Below are 17,682 nucleotides of genomic sequence, written 5' to 3' on the forward strand. Positions count from 1 at the left end.
CCGCGGCTGCCGGGATCACCCTTGGAAAACCCCGGGAGACGTGGACCGCCTGCCGCGAAAGCGGTGCAGATTTGCTCGGAGTCCATGGCCAAGAAGCACTGGCCGCCGGCCGCCCGCACTTTCATTTCGGAAATTTCCGACATATCCTGCAAGCGTGCTTCCCGACATCTTCGGCGCCCTGGCCAACCCGGCTCGGCGCACCATCCTCGACGAGCTCCGGAACGGGCCGCGGACAGCCGGCGACCTCACGGGGCTGCTCGAGCAGAGCCGCTCTACTGCGTCGGAACACCTCGCCGTGCTCCGCGAGGCCGGGCTGGTCCGGGAAGAGCGGCGAGGACGGCACCGGGTGTACCACCTTCATGCCGCCGGCCTGGCCGAGGTGGGCGGCTGGCTGAAGCATTACGAGCACTACTGGAACCGGCGCCTCGATGCGCTGGGCAACCTACTGGACAGCAACCTATCGAACGAGGAGAACCCATCATGACCGACAACACAATCCGCCTCACGCGGCATTTCCCGCACCCGCCCGAGGCAGTCTGGAAGGCACTCACGACGCCGGACCTGCTCGCGCGCTGGTGGGCGCCGGGCGACATCGCCCCCACCGTCGGGCACCGCTTCACCCTGGACATGGGCGCCTGGGGCACGCAGCAGTGCGAAGTGCGCAGCGTCGACCCCGGCACCTCAATCAGCTTCCTTTTCGCCGAAGGCGGCCTGGGCACCACCATCACGTGGACTCTTGAAACCGTCGAGGACGGAACGGTACTGCACCTCGAGCACGCCGGTTTCAAGCTCGACACCCCGATGGGCCAGCAGGCCTTCGAGGGCATGGGCAACGGCTGGCCCGGCGTGCTGTCGCGGATCGACGGCGTGCTCGTCGAGGCTGCGCGGGCGTAACGCCCCCGGGGAAAAATACAGACCGCAACATCAGGAAGGGCCGGCACACCTCGAGTGCCGGCCCTTCCTGCGCTTCCGCACGGCTCCACAACTGCCATGGCCGGCGTCGTCCTTCGCCCTGCCCGCTCCCCTTGACTACCCGGCCACCCTTTCCCTACACTTTTCATAAAGCAGAATCTATATTCCACAAAGCGGAAACGGTAGGAAGCCGAGAAGCAGGGAAGATAGATCAAAGCCCCTCCCCGGAAGGACCTACGATGACGTACACAGTGAACTGCTCCATCCTCCTGACGGAGCTGCCCCTGCTCGAGCGCCCCGCAGCCGCGAAGGCGGCCGGTTTCGACGCCGTCGAGTTCTGGTGGCCCTTTGAGAGCTCAGTCCCTTCCGACGCCGAGACCACGGCTTTCGAGCGCGCCATCACCGACGCCGGCGTCCAGCTCTCCGGCCTGAACTTCAACGCCGGCAATATGCCCGGCGGCGACCGCGGCTTGGTCTCCTGGAAGGGACGCTGCTCGGAGTTCAAGGACAACATCGACGTCGTCGCCGGCATCGGCGAGCGCCTCGGCTGCACCGCCTTCAATGCCCTCTACGGCAACCGCCAGGAGGAATTCAGCCCGGAGGAGCAGGACGAACTGGCGGCCAAGAACCTGGCCGCGGCGGCCGAGGGCGTGGCCCGGATCGGCGGCACCGTCCTCCTCGAACCCGTCAGCGGGGCCCCGCGCTACCCGCTCCTCAAGGCCCAGGACGCGCTCGACGTGATCGCCCGGGTCAAGGCGGAATCCGGCGCCCAGAACATCAAGCTGCTCGCGGACTTCTACCACCTGGCCGTCAACGGGGACGACGTTGCCGCGGTCATCGAAAACCACGCCAAGGACTTCGGCCACATCCAGATTGCCGACAACCCCGGCCGCGGGGCTCCCGGAACCGGCGAGCTTCCCCTCGGCGAGTGGATCGCCCGCAGCCGCGAACTCGGCTACGACGGCTACATCGGCCTCGAATACAAGGAACCGCAGGAAACCGCCTTCAGCTGGGCGATCCGCGAACACGCCGCCAGCTAACCGGTGATCGGGCTTGTCGAGATCCATGGTTTCGACAAGCTCAACCAGCGAAACAACAACAAAGACTTCAGAAAGAGAACCATCATGAGCAACGTTGCAGTCATCGGACTCGGAATCATGGGCCTGCCCATGGCCATCAACCTCGTCAAGGCCGGCCACACCGTCACCGGCTTCAACCGCAGCCAGGACAAGATCGACAAGCTCGTCTCCGAAGGCGGCAAGGGCGCCACGAGCATCGCGGACGCTGTCAAGGACGCCGACGTCGTCATCACCATGGTGCCGGACTCCCCCGACGTCGAAGGCGTCGTCAGCGGCCCGGACGGCGTCTTCGCCAACGCCAAGCAGGGCACCCTCTGGATCGATGCGTCCAGCATCCGCCCCGACGTCGCCAAGCGCCTGTCCGACGACGCCACCGCAGCCGGCATCCGCCCCCCTCGACGCCCCGGTTTCCGGCGGCGAACAGGGCGCCATCGACGCCGTCCTCTCCATCATGGTCGGCGGCGACAAGGCAGACTTCGAGGCAGCCCAGGACGTCCTGAACGCCGTCGGCAAGACCATCGTCCACGTGGGCCCCTCCGGCTCCGGCCAGACCGTCAAGGCTGCCAACCAGCTGATCGTCGCGGTGAACATAGAGGTCCTCGGTGAGGCCATCGCCTTCCTTGAGGCCTACGGCGTGGACACCGACGCCGCCCTCAAGGTCCTCGGCGGCGGCCTGGCCGGCTCCAAGGTCCTGGACCAGAAGGGCCAGAAGATGCTGGACCGCAACTTCGACCCCGGCTTCCGCCTCGCCCTGCACCACAAGGACCTGGGCATCGTCACCTCCGCCGCCCGCGAAGCCAACGTTTCCATCCCGCTCGGCGCCGTCGTCGCCCAGCTCGTCGCCGCCACCGTCAACCAGGGCGACGGCGGCCTGGACCACTCGGGACTCTTCAAGCAGGTCCTCCAGCTCAGCGGCCGGGAGTAAGCCAACGCGTCTCAGGCGCAGCAACAAGCAAACCAGGGCGACCGCCGTCGTACTTCAACGACGGCGGCACCTTCAGCACACCCAAAAACAGACTTTTTAGGAGCACACCATGACCAAGATGCGCACCGTAGACGCTGCCATCGCCATCCTGGAAAAGGAGGGCGCCACCGAGGCGTTCGGCCTGCCGGGTGCGGCGATCAACCCGTTCTACTCCGCCATGCGGGCCCACGGCGGCATCCGCCACACGCTGGCCCGCCACGTTGAAGGCGCCAGCCACATGGCCGACGGCTACTCCCGAGCAGCAGACGGCAACATCGGCATCTGCATCGGCACCTCCGGCCCTGCCGGCACCGACATGATCACCGGCCTCTACGCCGCATGGGCCGACTCCATCCCCATGCTCTGCATCACCGGCCAGGCCCCCGTGGCCAAGCTGCACAAGGAAGACTTCCAGGCCGTGGACATCGAGTCCATCGCCAAGCCCGTCACCAAGATGGCCATGACCATCCTGGAGCCCGGCCAGGTTCCCGGCGCCTTCCAGAAGGCCTTCCAGCTGATGCGCTCCGGCCGCCCCGGCCCGGTGCTGCTGGACCTGCCGATCGATGTGCAGATGGCCGAGATCGAATTCGACATCGACACCTACGAGCCGCTGCCCGTTGAAAAGCCCAAGGCCTCCCGCAAGCAGCTGGAGAAGGCCCTGGACATGCTGACCGCAGGCGAGCGCCCGCTGATCGTGGCCGGCGGCGGCATCATCAACGCCGGCGCCTCCGCGCAGCTGGTGGAACTGGCCGAGCTGCTGAACGTTCCGGTCATCCCCACCCTCATGGGCTGGGGCGCCATCCCGGACGACCACGAGCTGATGGCCGGCATGGTTGGCCTGCAGACTAGCCACCGCTACGGCAACGAGAACTTCCTGCGCAGCGACTTCGTGATCGGCATCGGCAACCGCTGGGCCAACCGCCACACCGGCGGGCTGGACACCTACACCGCCGGCCGCAAGTTCGTGCACATCGACATCGAGCCCACCCAGATCGGCCGCGTGTTCTCCCCGGACTTCGGCATCGCCTCCGACGCCGGCGCCGCCCTGGACGGCCTGCTGGAACTGGCCCGCGAACGCCAGGCGGCCGGAACCCTCCCGGACTACAAGGGCTGGGTTGCCGAGTGCGCCGAGCGCAAGGCCACCCTGCACCGCAAGACCCATTTCGACAACGTGCCGATCAAGCCGCAGCGCGTGTACGAGGAGATGAACAAGGCGTTCGGCAAGGACACCACCTATGTGTCCACCATCGGCCTGTCCCAGATCGCCGGCGCCCAGATGCTGCACGTGTTCGGCGCCCGCCGGTGGATCAACGCCGGCCAGGCAGGCCCGCTGGGCTGGACCGCCCCGGCCGCCCTCGGCGTGGTTCGCGGCAAGCCGGGCGAGACCGTGGTGGCGCTGTCCGGCGACTACGACTTCCAGTTCATGATCGAGGAACTGGCCGTGGGCGCTCAGTTCAACCTGCCGTACATCCACGTGGTGGTGAACAACTCCTACCTGGGCCTGATCCGCCAGTCGCAGCGCGGGTTCAACATGGAGCAGAACGTGTCGCTGGGCTTCGACAACATCAACTCCCCCGAGACCGAGGGCTACGGCGTGGACCACATCAAGGTGGCCGAGGGCCTGGGCTGCAAGGCCATCCGGGTGACCAGCCCGGAGGACATGCCGGCCGCGTTCGACAAGGCCAAGGCGCTGATGGGCGAGTTCCAGGTTCCGGTGGTGGTTGAAGTGATCTTGGAAAAGGTCACCAACATCTCCATGGGCCTCGAGATCAACGCCGTGAACGAGTTCGAGGAGCTGGCCGCCACCGCCGCGGACGCTCCCACCGCCATCCTGGCCCTGCAGGACTAATCCCCTGCGGGACTGACAACCTGCGGGACTGCAAACCAGCCGCACCGAAAAGTACCGAAGATAGGCAAGCAATGCGCATCGTGATCGCGCCGGACAAGTTCAAGGGCTCACTCTCCGCCCCGGACGTCGCCCGGCACCTTGAAACCGGGCTGCGTTCCGCCACAGCGGGCCGCCCCGGCACCCTTGGAGAAGAGGGCACCCTTGAGGTACTGCGGATTCCCGTGGCCGACGGCGGCGAGGGCACCCTCGACGCCGCCGTCGGCTCCGGCTTTACCCGCCGCAGCGCCAGGGTCAGCGGCCCCACCGGGCAGCCGCTGACCGTGGAGTTCGCGGTGCGCGGCCGGGAGGCTGTGATCGAAATGGCTGGGGCGTCCGGGCTCGCGGTCTTGCCACCCTCCGCCGTGTCCAAGCACGACGGCGGGCGGCCGGGTTCCGAAACGGCCCGGACCGCCAGCAGCGTGGGAACCGGTGAGCTGATCCGCGCGGCGCTCGACGCCGGCTGCCGGCAGATCATCCTGGGCGTCGGCGGCAGCGCCAACACCGACGGCGGTGCGGGCGTCCTGCAGGGACTCGGCGCCCGGATGCTCGACGCCGAAGGCAACGAACTGCCCCTCGGCGGCGCCGCACTGGCGCGCCTCGCGTCCATCGATTTCTCCGGCTTCGATACCCGGCTGGAGGAATCCCGCTTCATTCTGGCGAGCGACGTGGACAACCCGCTGCTCGGGCCCGAGGGCGCGGCAGCCATCTTCGGACCGCAGAAGGGCGCCACCGCCGCCGACGTCGGCGAACTGGACGCCGCCCTGGCCAACTTCGTCCAGATCCTCGCGGCGGAAATCGGGCCGCGCGCGGTCAAGGCAGCGAACGCGCCGGGCGCCGGAGCGGCCGGCGGTGTGGGCTATGCCGCCATCGCGGCGCTGGCGGCATCACGCCGCCCGGGCATCGACGTCGTGCTTGAATTTACCCGGCTGACAGAGCGGCTGGCCGGAGCGGACCTGGTGATCACCGGCGAAGGCAGCCTCGATGAACAGAGCCTGCTCGGCAAGACGCCCATGGGCGTGGCCCGGGCAGCCGCCCAAGCCGGCGTGCCGGCGTTCGCCGTCTGCGGCCGGACCACCCTTTCGCCGGAACAGCAGGAGAGTTCAGGTTTCCGGGAGGTCTACCCTCTGACGGCGCTGGAAAGCAATGTAGAGATATGTATAGCTGAAGCAGGCCGACTGCTTGAAGAATTGGGTCAGCACATCGGCGCGGACCTGACCCGCAGTGCTTACACGAAGGAGCCCCTGAATGTCTGAAGAACGCTTTGACCTGGTCATCCGGGGCCGGCGCATCCTCACCACCGCCGGGATCGCGGCCCGTGAAGTGGGCGTGCGCGGCGGCAAGATCGTCGCCCTCGAACCGCTCGGCAACGGCCTCGCCGGCGCCGAGGTCATCGAACTCGCCGACGACGAAACCCTGATCCCAGGCCTGGTGGACACGCACGTCCATGTCAACGAGCCCGGCCGCACCGAGTGGGAAGGCTTCGCCTCCGCCACCCGCGCCGCGGCCGCCGGCGGCGTCACCACCATCATCGACATGCCGCTGAACTCCATCCCGCCCACCACCAACGTGGACGGCCTCAAGCTCAAGCGCGAGGTGGCCGAGGACCAGGCCTTCGTGGACGTCGGCTTCTGGGGCGGCGCCATCCCCGGGAACAAGGCGGACCTGCGACCGCTGCACGACGAGGGCGTCTTCGGCTTCAAGTGCTTCCTGCTGCACTCCGGCGTGGACGAGTTCCCGCACCTGGAGGCGGACGAGATGGAGGAGGACATGCGCGAGCTGAAGTCCTTCGACTCCCTCATGATCGTCCACGCCGAGGACTCGCACGCGATCGACCACGCGCCCCACCCCGGCGGCGCACACTACTCCACCTTCCTGGCCTCCCGCCCCCGCGGCGCCGAGAACAAGGCCATCGCCGAGGTGATCGAGCGCGCCCGCTGGACCGGCGCCCGCGCCCACGTCCTGCACCTCTCGTCGTCGGACGCGCTGCCCATGATCGCGTCGGCAAAGCGCGACGGCGTGCACCTCACCGTGGAAACCTGTCCGCACTACCTCACGCTCATGGCCGAGGAAATCCCCGACGGCGCCACCGCGTACAAGTGCTGCCCGCCCATCCGCGAGGCCTCCAACCGCGAGCTCCTCTGGCAGGGCCTGCAGGACGGCACCATCGACTGCATCGTCTCGGACCACTCGCCGTCGACCCTGGACCTGAAGGACCTGGAAAACGGCGACTTCGCCGTGGCCTGGGGCGGCGTCTCCTCGCTGCAGCTGGGCCTGTCCCTGATCTGGACCGAGGCCCGGCACCGCGGCATCCCGCTGGAACAGGTTGTCTCGTGGATGGCTGAAAAACCTGCCAATCTGGCCCGGCTGTCCAACAAGGGCCAGCTGGCCCTGGGCTACGACGCCGACTTCTCCATTTTTGCCCAGGACGAGGCCTTCGTGGTGGACGTGTCCAAGCTCAAGCACAAGAACCCCATCACCCCCTACGACGGCAAGGCACTCTCCGGCGTGGTCCGCCGCACGTACCTGCGCGGCAACGTGGTGGACGGCCAGACCCCCGGCGGCAAGCTGATCCGCCGCGGCGGCATCTGAGGACCGTGCGGTGGCTGTGCATGCCCATTCACCGCGCGGCACGTCGTCCCGTAGTTTCGCCAAGGCCCACGGCCTGGCCGTCTGGGTAGCTCCCTCAGCTGGCGAGTACATCGATCCGGACATCCTGGCCCGGGCCGCCGAGCTGGTGCTGGCGAGGGCCCTTCAATTTGCTCCGGAGGCGGAAGTCCACTGGCCCGCCGCCGGAGCTGCAACCTTCGCTGCTACCGCCCCAGGGGAGGGTGCGGCTGGCAGCGGAACCCAGGAACTGCCGTCGTCCGTTCCGGAGGACTCCCCGGAAACGGACGACGGCGGCGCACCCCGCCTCCCGCCGTCGGCCGGGCACGTCAGCCGGGTGGCCGTGGACCTTTCCCGGTCCGAAGTGCTGCTGGACGGTGAGCGGGTGCCGCTGACCGGCGTCGAGTTCAAGCTGCTGCGCTACCTCGTGGAGCACTGCTCGCGGACCGTTGACCGGGAGGAGCTGCGGCTGTTCCTGGAGTCGTTCGACAGCCCCGGCGCCGCGACCCGTTCCATCGACGTCTACGTGGGGCGGGTGCGGCGGAAGCTGCGCGGCGGCCGGCACGCGATCGCCACGGTCCGCGGCGGCGGCTACCGCTTCATCTGCGGACCCGCGGCCACCGTGCGCGGTCCTGCGGAATACAGTATCTAGGGCTGCTGTTATCCATATCAGTCCGATCAGTCATTGCGCTTGACCAGATTTTTCGCTCGACCCAGATCCATCAGAAGGAATGCCATGAGCCCCAAACTGACCACCAAGCTCCAGCCCGGAACCCAGGCGCCCGACTTCACCCTGCAGGACGCAGAAGGCAAGCAGACCGCGCTGGCCGACTACCGCGGTAAGAACGTCATCGTGTACTTCTACCCCGAGGCTGCCACCCCCGGCTGCACCACCGAGGCCTGCGACTTCCGCGACAACCTGGCCTCCTTCCAGGGTTCCGGCTACGCGGTGCTGGGCATCTCCCCCGACGCACCTGAGAAGCTGGCCAACTTCACGGGTGACTTCGGGCTCACCTTCCCGCTGCTGGCCGACGAGGACCACTCCGTCGCCCTGGCCTACGGCGCCTGGGGCGAGAAGCTCATCGACGGCGAGGTTCACGAGGGCATCGTCCGCTCCACCGTGGTCCTGGATCCCGAAGGCAAGGTCACGCTGGCCCAGTACCAGGTCAAGGCGCAGGGCCACGTCCAGGCGCTCCGCGAACAGCTCGGCGTCTAAAGCACGCTCTCTTCCCCCGACGCTTCCTCACCTTTCGTCGCCTCACCCCGGACGCGTCCTCACTTAACGCAGCTTAAAACGAAACGCTCCTGCATGAACTGCAGGAGCGTTTCGGCTTAAGCGACAGGACGTGAGGACGCGTCCGGGCTTAGCGACAGGACGTGAGGACGCGTCCTTACTTCAGGACCGGGTTATTTCAGGACCACAGTGCGGTTGCCGTTCAGGATGATCCGGCCTTCGCAGTGCCAGCGGACGGCGTTGCTGAGCGCCTTGCACTCGGTGTCCCGGCCGGCGGCCACCAGGTCGTCGGGGCCGAAGGTGTGGTCCACCTCCACCACCTGCTGCGCGATGATCGGTCCCTCGTCGAGTTCCGCGTTCACGTAGTGCGCGGTGGCACCGACGGTCTTCACGCCGCGGGCATACGCCTGGTGGTACGGCTTGGCACCCTTGAACGACGGAAGGAATGAGTGGTGGATGTTGATCGCCTTGCCGTCCAGCTTCCGGGCCAGGTCGTCGCTGAGGACCTGCATGTAGCGGGCCAGCACCACCAGCTCGACGTCGAGCTCGTCCACGATTTCCAGCAGCCGTGCCTCGGCCTGCGGCTTGGTGGCAGCAGTAACAGGGACGTGGAAGAAGGGGATGTCGTGCCACTCCACCAGGGTCTGGTGGTCGGTGTGGTTGGACACCACGCCCACAACCTCGATGGGAAGCTCCCCCACCCGGGCCCTGAAGAGCAGGTCGTTGAGGCAGTGGCCGAACTTCGAGACCATGATCAGGACCTTGCGGCGGGACCCGTTCCGTTCCAGCCGCCACTTCATGTCGTACTTCTCCGCCACCGGGGCGAACCCGGCGCGCAGCTGCTCCAGCGTGGATTCGTTGCCGTCGGACGCGAAGTGCACGCGCATGAAGAAGTGGCCTTCGGACCGGTCGCCGAACTGCTTGTTGTCGATGATGTCGCAGCCGTACTCCAGCAGGAAGCCGGAGACGGCGTGCACGATGCCCGGGCCTTCGGGGCAGTCCAGGGTCAGGACGTGCTCGACGCCGCTGTTGGCCTGCCCGGAGGCGCGGTTCTCAGTCTGGATAGCAGTCATGGTTTCAGCACTCAATTACATTCACGGCGAGGCCTCCTCGAGAGGTTTCCTTGTACTTGGTTTTCATGTCAGCGCCGGTTTCGCGCATGGTCTTGATGGCCTTGTCCAGCGACACCTTGTGGCTGCCGTCCCCGTGCAGGGACAGGCGCGCGGCATTGATCGCCTTGACGCTGGCGATAGCGTTCCGCTCGATGCACGGGATCTGCACCAGGCCGCCCACCGGGTCGCAGGTCAGCCCGAGGTTGTGTTCGATCCCCACCTCGGCGGCGTTCTCCACCTGTTCGGGCGTGCCGCCCAGCACCTCGCAGAGCCCGGCGGCCGCCATGGAGCAGGCCGAGCCCACCTCGCCCTGGCAGCCAACCTCGGCACCGGAGATGGAGGCGTTGATCTTGAAAAGAATCCCGACGGCGGCTGCCGCCAGCAGGAAGCGGACCACACCGTCGTCGTCGGCCCCCGGAACAAACTTCACGTAGTAGTGCAGGACCGCCGGCACGATTCCCGCCGCCCCGTTGGTGGGGGCGGTGACGATGCGGCCGCCGGCCGCGTTCTCCTCGTTGACCGCCAGCGCGAAGAGGTTCACCCACTCCATGGCGCGGAGCGGGTCGGTGCTGCCGGAATCCTTGGTCAGGGTCTGGAAGAGCGACGGCGCCCGCCGCCTCACGTTCAGCCCGCCGGGCAGGATGCCTTCCGCGGCGCAGCCGTTGTCCACGCATTCGCGCATGACTGCCCACAGTTTCAGCAGTTCCTCGCGGAGCTCCGCCTCGCTGCGCCACACCAGCTCGTTGGCGAGCATGACGTCCGAGATCGACATGTTTTCGCGTTTACAGATCGCCAGGAGCTCGTTCGCCGTGGTGAAGGGGTACGGCAGCGGGGTTTCGTCCGCCACCACCTTCGCGCCGGCGTCGGCATCACCGTCAACGACGAAGCCGCCGCCGATGGAGTAGAAACTCCGTTCACTGAGCACCGTGCCGGCATGGTCCAGGGCGCGGAAGGTCATGCCGTTGGGGTGGGCCGGCAGCGACTTGCGCCGGTGCAGCACCACATCCTCGTCCCAGTTGAAGTCCACCCGGTGGTCCCCGCCGATCCGCAGTTCGGCGTCCAGGGCGGCGGCTGCCACCTGGTCATCGGCGGTGGAGGTGTCCACGGTTTCCGGGTCCAGGCCCTGCAGGCCCAGCACCACGGCCTTGTCGGAGCCGTGGCCGCGGCCGGTGGCACCGAGTGACCCGAACAGCTCAGCCTGGACCCGGGTGGTGGAGCTCAGCAGCCCGCCGCCCTTGAGTCCGTCAGCGAACTGCTTCGCCGCCCGCATCGGGCCGACCGTGTGTGACGACGACGGCCCGATGCCAACGGAAAACAGGTCGAGGGCGCTGAGCGCCATCAGGGAACCTCGGGGGAAGCGAACTCCCTCATGGCGTCCAGCAGCCAGCGGCCCAGGTAGTCCGCGAACGAGGCGCGGGGGAACAGCCGGAAGCTTTCCTCCCCGGTCTTGAACAGGACCACCGGGATGTTGCCCACCTCGGTGTTCAGGGCAGTGCCCGGCTTGAGGACGCGCGGGTGCAGGTCCAGGGCGCAGCCCTTTTCCAGCACTGCCCGGGCCTGCGGGCCGGACAGCTCAAACGTGGTGCGGTTGGCGGACAGGTCCACCACCTGCCCAGCGCCGTCGCCCAGGGCGGACTTGAGGGAACCGATCAGGTCCCCGCCCAGGGAATCGTGGGCGTCTTCCGGGGCCACGACCAGGAACTCCTGCGGGCCGAGCCACAGGACGCTGACCCGGTCCGTGCCGCGGACTTCGCCGCAGCGCACCGGCAGGCCGCCGGTGACGGAGCCGATCCGGCTGCCGGCCTCGGAGCTGGGGTCCACGCGGACACCGGCCATGGTCTGGAACGGGCCCTCGTTGAGGGTGACTGTTCCCTGCACGGACCCGGTCGCGAATGCTTCGGCCAGGTGTGAGGCTGGGCTGCGGCGGATTTCCCGGAGTCCATTGATGCCTGTGAAGGCTGCGGTGTTAGCCATCTTTGCGGGTCCCTTCGGGGTCAAACAGTACGGTTTCTGCCACGACTACGTCGACGAGCTGGTTGCCGGCGGCGGCCACCAAGGTCTCGCCGATCCGGTTGCGGCCGTTCTTGATCAGGGCCAGGCCGAACGAGCGGCCCAGGGCGGCGCTGTGGTAGCTGGAGGTCACGAAGCCCTGCATCGGGACCGGGCCGTAGGCGGGGTTCGCCGAGATGCCCTTCTCGATCAGCTGGGTTCCTTCCGGCAGCCGCAGCGAGCCGTCCACCGGCAGGACGCTGACCAGGTGCTTGCGGTCATCGCGGTGCTGGTCGATGCGGGAGTAGGAGCGCTTGCCGATGAAGTCCTTGGCTTTGGAGACGATCCATTCCATGCCGGCGTCCTGCGGGGTGACGGTGCCGTCGGTGTCCTGCCCGACGATCGGGTAGCCCTTCTCGGCGCGCAGCACGTGCATGGTTTCGGTGCCGTAGGGGGTGATGTTGAATTCGGCACCGGCCGCGGCCACGGATTCCCAGGTGTTCAGCCCGTACCAGGACGGCACGTTGATTTCGTAGGCCAGCTCACCGGAGAACGAGATCCGGCAAATGCGGGCCTGCACGCCGGACGCGAGGGTGGTTTCGCGGAAGGTCATGAACGGGAACGCCTCGGCGTCCAGGCCGCCGTTGGCGGCCAGTTCCGGGGCAACCTTTGCGATGACGTCGCGGGACTTGGGTCCGACGACGGCGATCGTGCTCCACTGTTCGGTCACCGAGGTGCAGTGCACGTCGAGTTCCGGCCATTCGGTCTGCAGCCATTCCTCCAGCCAGTCCAGCACCTTGGCGGCGCCGCCGGTGGTGGTGGTCATGAAGTAGGTTTCCTCGTCCAGGCGCAGGGTCACGCCGTCGTCGAAGATCATGCCGTCCGAGAGGCACATGACGCCGTAGCGGGCGGAACCCGGGGCCAGCTTCTTGAACGCGTTGGTGTAGATCCGGTTCAGGAACTCACCGGCGTCCTTGCCGCGGATTTCGATCTTGCCGAGCGTGGTGGCATCCATGAAGCCCACGGAATCGCGGACGGCGGCGCACTCGCGAAGCACTGCCTCATCCATGTCCTCGCCGTTCTGCGGGTAGTACCAGGGCCGCTTCCACTGCCCGACGTCCTCGAACAGGGCGCCCTGGGCAACGTGCCACGGGTGGACCGAGGTGACGCGGGCGGGGTCGAACAGCTCGCCGCGCTGGCGTCCAGCCAGTGCCGCGAAGGCCACCGGCGTGAACGGTGCACGGTAGGTGGTGGTGCCGATGTCGCCGATGCCGCGGGAGGCCTCGCCGGCCTGGCGGAGTGCCGCGGCGATGACGCCGATGGCGTTCACGCCGGACGTCTTGCCCTGGTCGTTGGCGGTGCTGATGGAGGTGTAGCGCTTGACGTGCTCCACGGACCGCATGCCGGCGCCGGTGGAGCGCAGGACGTCGGCCACGGACTGGTCACGCTGGAAGTCGACGAAGTGGTGGTGCCAGTCGTCGGGGGTTCCGGTCTGGCCGGGGACCAGCCACAGCTGGCGGGTCGGGGCGGACGCCTTCGGCTCCGCCAGTGGCGAGGGCTCAACGGCGGACTCGAAGCCTGCGGCGATCGCTGCCGCCGCGCCGGCGGAGATGCCCTCGGCCAGGCAGTCAGCGAGTTCGAAGCTGCCGCGGCCGGAGCCGATGGTCTGCTGGTTCGGAACCACGGTGGCCGGCACGAAGGCCGCGAGGTCCTCGTCCCAGCGCAGCTTGCCCTGGCGCTGCGAGTGCAGGTGCACCAGCGGGCTCCAGCCGCCGGAGACGGCCAGCAGGTCGGCGGCGATCTCTTCGATGCCCGAGGTGAGTTCGCCGTCGTCGTTAATGCTGCGGACGGTGACGCTGTTCAGCCGGCCGTCTGCTGCGTCCTCCGAGGAGGAGGTGTTGGCAACCGCGCTGCCGATCAGCACCCGGGTGCCGGCTTCGACGGCGGCGGCAGCCACCGGTGTGAGGCTGGAACGGGCGTCGACAACGGCGGCGACCTTGACACCGGCGGCGTTCAGGTCCGAAGCCAGCGCGTAGGCGCTGTCGTTGGTGGTGCTGATGACCACGCGCTGCCCCGCGGCCACGGCGTAGCGGTTCAGGTAGCTGCGGACGGCCGAGGCGAGCATGATGCCCGGACGGTCGTTGTTCTCGAACACCAGCGGACGCTCGTGGGCGCCGGGGGCCAGGACAACCTGGCTGGCACGGATGTGCCAAATACGCTGGCGGGAGACGCCGGCGGCGGCCGGGCTCGAGAGGTGGTCGGTGCGGTTCTGGACCGCGATGACGTAGTTGGCGTCGTAGGCGCCGAACGCGGTGGTGCGGTTCAGCACGGTGCTTTCGGCGCCAGAGACCAGCTCGGCCTCGACGTCGGCAACCCATTCGAGCGCAGGCTTGCCCTCGATGGTTTCCGCCAGGCCGGGGGCGGTGGATCCGGACAGCAGCGACCCGCCGAGTTCGGGCTGGTCATCCATGAGGATGACACGGGCGCCGCTGCGGACGGCTTCGCGGGCAGCGGCCAGGCCGGCGGGGCCGCCGCCGATCACCAGGACGTCGGCGTGGACGTATTTCTTGTCGTACTCGGCGCGGTCATCGGCCGGGTCCAGCTTGCCGAGGCCGTTCAGGAAGCCGGCTTTCAGGCCGTCCACCAGGGAAACGGTGGTGGCGGGGAGCATGGACTCGGCAACGTCGCCGGGGAACCGGGCCTCGATCCGGACCAGGGCGTTGGGCTCTTCCACGCCGGCGGCCAGGATGCCGCGGGCGCGGTCCTCGTACAGCGAGTTGCCGGCGGCGACGCGGCCGTTGGCCAGGAGCGCGGAAGCCAGGGTGTCGCCCGGGTGCCCGGTGAATTCCTCGCCGTCCACGGTGAAGCGCCAGGAGATGCTGCGGTCGATGCGGCCGCCGGTGCTGAGGCGCGCGTTCGGGGATGTCACTTGGTCGCTCCTTCCGGGGCGGTGCTGGGGCTGAGGGGTGTAGTGCTGGCGGCACCGGTGCTTGCGGTGCCGGTGTCAGCTGCCGGGGGGAACGGAGCGGCGGGCCGCGGCACCCCCATCGGGTAGACGGCCTGGATGTCGTACGTGACCGTGTCGCGGAGCATGTTGAACCACTGCCTGCAGCCGGTGCTGTGCACCCACCGTTCGGCGAAGGTGCCCTTGGTGTTCTCGCGGTAGAACAGGTACTCGGCCCATTCCCGGTCGGTGAGGTCGTTGGGGTTCTCGGGGTACGGCACGTGGGCCTGGCCGCCGTAGTGGAACTCGGTTTCGTCCCGCGAGCCGCAGTTGGGGCAGGAGATAAGCAGCATGTGCGTCTTCTTTCTTGTGGACCGTGGCTAGTGGGCGACCGCGGCAGCGCCGTGTTCGTCGATCAGGGCACCGGTTTCGAAGCGTTCCAGGGCGAAAGGCTTGTTCAGCTTGTGCGGTGCTCCGGTGGCGATGGTGTGCGCGAAGGTCAGGCCGGCAGCCGGGGTGCCCTTGAAGCCGCCGGTTCCCCAGCCGCAGTTGACGAACATGTTGTCCACCGGGGTGGTGCCCACGATCGGTGAGGCATCCAGCGTGGTGTCCACGATGCCGCCCCAGGTCCGGAGCACGTGTGCCCGGGCGAAGATCGGGAACAGCTCGACGGCGGCCGCCATCTGGTGCTCGATCACGTGGAAGGAGCCGCGCTGGCCGTAGCCGTTGTAGGAGTCGACGCCGGCGCCCATGACCAGTTCGCCCTTGTGTGCCTGGGAGACGTACACGTGGACGTGGTTGGACATGACGACGGTGGGGTGGACGGGCTCGTGCAGCTCGGAGACCAGTGCCTGCAGGGGGTGGGACTGGATGGGGAGCCGGAAGCCGGCCATCTCGGCCAGGACCGAGCTGTGCCCGGCGGCGCACAGGCCCACCTTTTCGGTGTTGATGGTGCCGCGGTTGGTCTTGACGCCCACCACGCGGTTGCCGTCCTTGACGAAGCCGGTGACTTCGCAGTTCTGGATGATGTCCACACCGAGTTCGTCGCACTTGCGGGCGAAGGCCCAGGCCACGTGGTCGTGCTTGGCGATGCCGGCGCGCGGCTGGTAGGTGGCGCCCATGACCGGGTAGCGGATGTCGTCCCGGATGTTCAGGATGGGGCAGAGTTCCTTGACCTGCTGCGGGTCCAGCCATTCGGCGTCCACGCCGTTGAGCTTGTTGGCGCCCACGCGGCGGATGCTCTCGCGCACGTCGCCCAGGGTGTGGGCCAGGTTCATCACGCCGCGCTGGCTGAAGAGGAAGTCGTACTCCAGCTCCTCGGGCAGGATCTCCCACAGCTTCAGGGCGTGCTCGTAGATGGCCGCGCTCTCGTCCCAGAGGTAGTTGGAACGGATGATGGTGGTGTTGCGGGCCATGTTGCCGCCGGCCAGCCAGCCCTTTTCCAGGACGGCGATGTTGGTCATGCCGTGGTTCTTGGCCAGGAAGTACGCGGTGGCCAGGCCGTGCCCGCCGCCGCCGACGATCACGGCGTCATAGGAGGACTTGGGCTCCGGGTTGTGCCACAGGAAATCCGGGTGCTCCGGGAGCTGGTGGGTGCTCACTGGGCTGCTCCAATCATGTCATCTTCAAACGCGGCAATCTCGGTTGCGCCGCTGAGCTGGGGGTACAGGGGGAACTGCCCGGCAAGCGCAGTGACGCGGGCGCGGAGTTCGACGGCGGTGCCGTCGTCGAGCGTTCCGGTCCCGGCCGCGCTGCTGAGGGCCGTGGCGATGATGTCCGCGACCTCGGTGAATGCGGCGGCGCCGAAGCCGCGGGTGGCGAGCGCGGGGGTACCGATCCGCAGGCCGGAGGAGACCATCGGCGGGCGGGGGTCGAACGGGACGGCGTTGCGGTTGACGGTGATGCCGATCCGGTGCAGCACATCTTCGGCCTGCTGGCCGTCCAGTTCGGAGTTCCGCAGGTCAACGAGGACCAGGTGGACGTCCGTGCCGCCGTTGACCACCGTGATGCCGGCGGCTTCGACGTCGGGCTGCAGGAAGCGCTCGGCCAGCAGCTTCGCGCCCTCCAGGACTCGCTCCTGGCGTTCCTTGAAGCCCTCGGTTGCGGCGAGCTTGAAGGCCACGGCCTTGGCGGCGATGACGTGCTCCAGCGGGCCGCCCTGCTGGCCGGGGAAGACGGCGCTGTTGATCTTCTTGGCGTACTGCTCCTTGGCGAGGATGACGCCGCCGCGGGGGCCGCCCAGGGTCTTGTGCGTGGTGGTGGTGACGACGTCGGCGTACGGCACCGGGTTGGGGTGGAGGCCGGCGGCGACGAGGCCGGCGAAGTGGGCCATGTCCACCATCAGGTAGGCACCGACGAGGTCGGCGATCCGGCGGAACTCGGCGAAGTCGAGCTGGCGGGAGTAGGCGGACCAGCCGGCCACGATGAGCTTGGGCTTGTGCTCCAAAGCGAGGGCCTCGACCTCGGCCATGTCCACCCGGAGGTCGGATTCGCGGACGTGGTACGGGACCACGTTGTAGAGCTTGCCGGAGAAGTTGATCTTCATGCCGTGGGTGAGGTGGCCGCCGTGGGCCAGGGAAAGGCCGAGGATGGTGTCGCCCGGGTTCAGCAGCGCGAACATGGCGGCGGCGTTGGCCTGCGCGCCGGAGTGCGGCTGCACGTTGGCGAACTCGGCGCCGAACAGTGCCTTCACGCGGTCGATGGCCAGCTGCTCGACGACGTCGACGTGCTCGCAGCCGCCGTAGTAGCGCTTGCCCGGGTAGCCCTCGGCGTACTTGTTCGTGAGGACCGAACCCTGCGCCTCCATGACGGCCGCAGGAGCGAAGTTCTCCGAGGCGATCATTTCCAGCGTGGACTGCTGGCGGTCCAGCTCGCGGGCAATGGCTTGCTGGACCTCGGGATCGACTGCGGAAAGTCGGTCGTTCAACTGCTCAACCACGAATACTCCTTATGAAAT

15 protein-coding genes and 1 pseudogene are annotated in these 17,682 nt (G+C 67.9%); 9 read left to right on the forward strand and 7 right to left on the reverse strand.

Going from position 1 to position 17,682, the window contains the following annotated elements; all coding sequences use genetic code 11:
* Positions 1-154: 154 nt before the first annotated feature.
* From ACHMXB_RS14950 to bcp, 9 genes and pseudogenes are all read left to right on the forward strand, one after another.
* Entirely contained in the window at positions 155-484 is a 330-nt protein-coding gene (locus tag ACHMXB_RS14950) for an ArsR/SmtB family transcription factor (protein ID WP_395399530.1), read from the forward strand.
* Positions 481-894, forward strand: a complete 414-nt coding sequence (locus ACHMXB_RS14955) for an SRPBCC domain-containing protein (RefSeq protein ID WP_395399532.1) — start codon at positions 481-483, stop codon at positions 892-894. Before ACHMXB_RS14950 ends, ACHMXB_RS14955 begins: the two co-directional genes overlap by 4 nt.
* 257 nt (positions 895-1,151) lie before the next feature.
* Positions 1,152-1,952, forward strand: a complete 801-nt coding sequence (locus ACHMXB_RS14960) for a hydroxypyruvate isomerase family protein (protein ID WP_395399534.1) — start codon at positions 1,152-1,154, stop codon at positions 1,950-1,952.
* Between the two features lie 84 nt (positions 1,953-2,036).
* A pseudogene (locus ACHMXB_RS14965) lies at positions 2,037-2,916 on the forward strand (2-hydroxy-3-oxopropionate reductase).
* Between the two features lie 109 nt (positions 2,917-3,025).
* The gene (gene gcl, locus ACHMXB_RS14970; protein WP_395399536.1) at positions 3,026-4,804 is read left to right on the forward strand and encodes a glyoxylate carboligase; all 1,779 of its coding nucleotides are present in this window, start codon (positions 3,026-3,028) and stop codon (positions 4,802-4,804) included.
* A gap of 71 nt (positions 4,805-4,875) precedes the next feature.
* Positions 4,876-6,096, forward strand: a complete 1,221-nt coding sequence (locus ACHMXB_RS14975; RefSeq protein WP_395399538.1) for a glycerate kinase — start codon at positions 4,876-4,878, stop codon at positions 6,094-6,096.
* Positions 6,089-7,432: an allantoinase AllB gene (gene allB, locus ACHMXB_RS14980; RefSeq protein ID WP_395399540.1), complete on the forward strand. Its 1,344-nt coding sequence runs from the start codon at positions 6,089-6,091 to the stop codon at positions 7,430-7,432. The genes ACHMXB_RS14975 and allB overlap by 8 nt, the downstream gene beginning before the upstream one ends.
* A gap of 10 nt (positions 7,433-7,442) precedes the next feature.
* Positions 7,443-8,099, forward strand: a complete 657-nt coding sequence (locus ACHMXB_RS14985; protein WP_395399542.1) for a winged helix-turn-helix domain-containing protein — start codon at positions 7,443-7,445, stop codon at positions 8,097-8,099.
* Between the two features lie 84 nt (positions 8,100-8,183).
* Positions 8,184-8,663 (forward strand): thioredoxin-dependent thiol peroxidase, encoded by a 480-nt coding sequence (gene bcp, locus ACHMXB_RS14990; protein WP_395399544.1) that lies wholly within the window; start codon positions 8,184-8,186, stop codon positions 8,661-8,663.
* Between the two features lie 191 nt (positions 8,664-8,854).
* Here the strand turns inward: bcp and purU are convergent, their stop codons facing one another.
* The 7 genes from purU to glyA are packed head-to-tail and all read right to left on the reverse strand — an operon-like array spanning position 8,855 to position 17,664.
* Complete coding sequence (purU, locus tag ACHMXB_RS14995; RefSeq protein ID WP_395399546.1) at positions 8,855-9,754, reverse strand: formyltetrahydrofolate deformylase; 900 nt, start codon at positions 9,752-9,754, stop codon at positions 8,855-8,857.
* Positions 9,755-9,758: 4 nt separating this feature from the next.
* On the reverse strand, positions 9,759-11,132 hold the full coding sequence (locus tag ACHMXB_RS15000) for an L-serine ammonia-lyase (protein WP_395399548.1): 1,374 nt from the start codon (positions 11,130-11,132) through the stop codon (positions 9,759-9,761).
* Positions 11,132-11,767 carry a sarcosine oxidase subunit gamma gene (locus tag ACHMXB_RS15005; protein ID WP_395399550.1) on the reverse strand — a complete coding sequence of 212 codons (636 nt, stop codon included), beginning with the start codon at positions 11,765-11,767 and terminating at the stop codon, positions 11,132-11,134. Before ACHMXB_RS15005 ends, ACHMXB_RS15000 begins: the two co-directional genes overlap by 1 nt.
* Positions 11,760-14,711 carry a sarcosine oxidase subunit alpha family protein gene (locus tag ACHMXB_RS15010; protein WP_395399552.1) on the reverse strand — a complete coding sequence of 984 codons (2,952 nt, stop codon included), beginning with the start codon at positions 14,709-14,711 and terminating at the stop codon, positions 11,760-11,762. Before ACHMXB_RS15010 ends, ACHMXB_RS15005 begins: the two co-directional genes overlap by 8 nt.
* Positions 14,708-15,079, reverse strand: coding sequence for a sarcosine oxidase subunit delta (locus ACHMXB_RS15015; RefSeq protein ID WP_102971526.1), 372 nt, complete (start codon positions 15,077-15,079; stop codon positions 14,708-14,710). The genes ACHMXB_RS15010 and ACHMXB_RS15015 overlap by 4 nt, the downstream gene beginning before the upstream one ends.
* A 27-nt stretch (positions 15,080-15,106) precedes the next feature.
* Complete coding sequence (locus tag ACHMXB_RS15020; RefSeq protein ID WP_102971527.1) at positions 15,107-16,327, reverse strand: sarcosine oxidase subunit beta family protein; 1,221 nt, start codon at positions 16,325-16,327, stop codon at positions 15,107-15,109.
* Complete coding sequence (gene glyA / locus ACHMXB_RS15025) at positions 16,324-17,664, reverse strand: serine hydroxymethyltransferase (RefSeq protein ID WP_395399554.1); 1,341 nt, start codon at positions 17,662-17,664, stop codon at positions 16,324-16,326. Before glyA ends, ACHMXB_RS15020 begins: the two co-directional genes overlap by 4 nt.
* Positions 17,665-17,682 lie beyond the last annotated feature (18 nt).

The organism is Arthrobacter sp. UC242_113, from assembly GCF_044054585.1.
Taxonomy (GTDB): Bacteria; Actinomycetota; Actinomycetes; order Actinomycetales; family Micrococcaceae; genus Arthrobacter.

Excerpts from the sequence above, each read along its gene's own strand:
- ACHMXB_RS14960 (WP_395399534.1), top strand. The coding sequence starts at position 1,152 with ATGACGTACACAGTGAACTGCTCCATCCTCCTGACGGAGCTGCCCCTG.
- ACHMXB_RS15000 (WP_395399548.1), bottom strand. The coding sequence starts at position 11,132 with ATGGCGCTCAGCGCCCTCGACCTGTTTTCCGTTGGCATCGGGCCGTCG.
- allB (WP_395399540.1), top strand. The coding sequence starts at position 6,089 with ATGTCTGAAGAACGCTTTGACCTGGTCATCCGGGGCCGGCGCATCCTC.
- purU (WP_395399546.1), bottom strand. The coding sequence starts at position 9,754 with ATGACTGCTATCCAGACTGAGAACCGCGCCTCCGGGCAGGCCAACAGC.
- ACHMXB_RS15015 (WP_102971526.1), bottom strand. The coding sequence starts at position 15,079 with ATGCTGCTTATCTCCTGCCCCAACTGCGGCTCGCGGGACGAAACCGAG.
- bcp (WP_395399544.1), top strand. The coding sequence starts at position 8,184 with ATGAGCCCCAAACTGACCACCAAGCTCCAGCCCGGAACCCAGGCGCCC.
- ACHMXB_RS15005 (WP_395399550.1), bottom strand. The coding sequence starts at position 11,767 with ATGGCTAACACCGCAGCCTTCACAGGCATCAATGGACTCCGGGAAATC.
- ACHMXB_RS14955 (WP_395399532.1), top strand. The coding sequence starts at position 481 with ATGACCGACAACACAATCCGCCTCACGCGGCATTTCCCGCACCCGCCC.
- gcl (WP_395399536.1), top strand. The coding sequence starts at position 3,026 with ATGACCAAGATGCGCACCGTAGACGCTGCCATCGCCATCCTGGAAAAG.
- ACHMXB_RS14975 (WP_395399538.1), top strand. The coding sequence starts at position 4,876 with ATGCGCATCGTGATCGCGCCGGACAAGTTCAAGGGCTCACTCTCCGCC.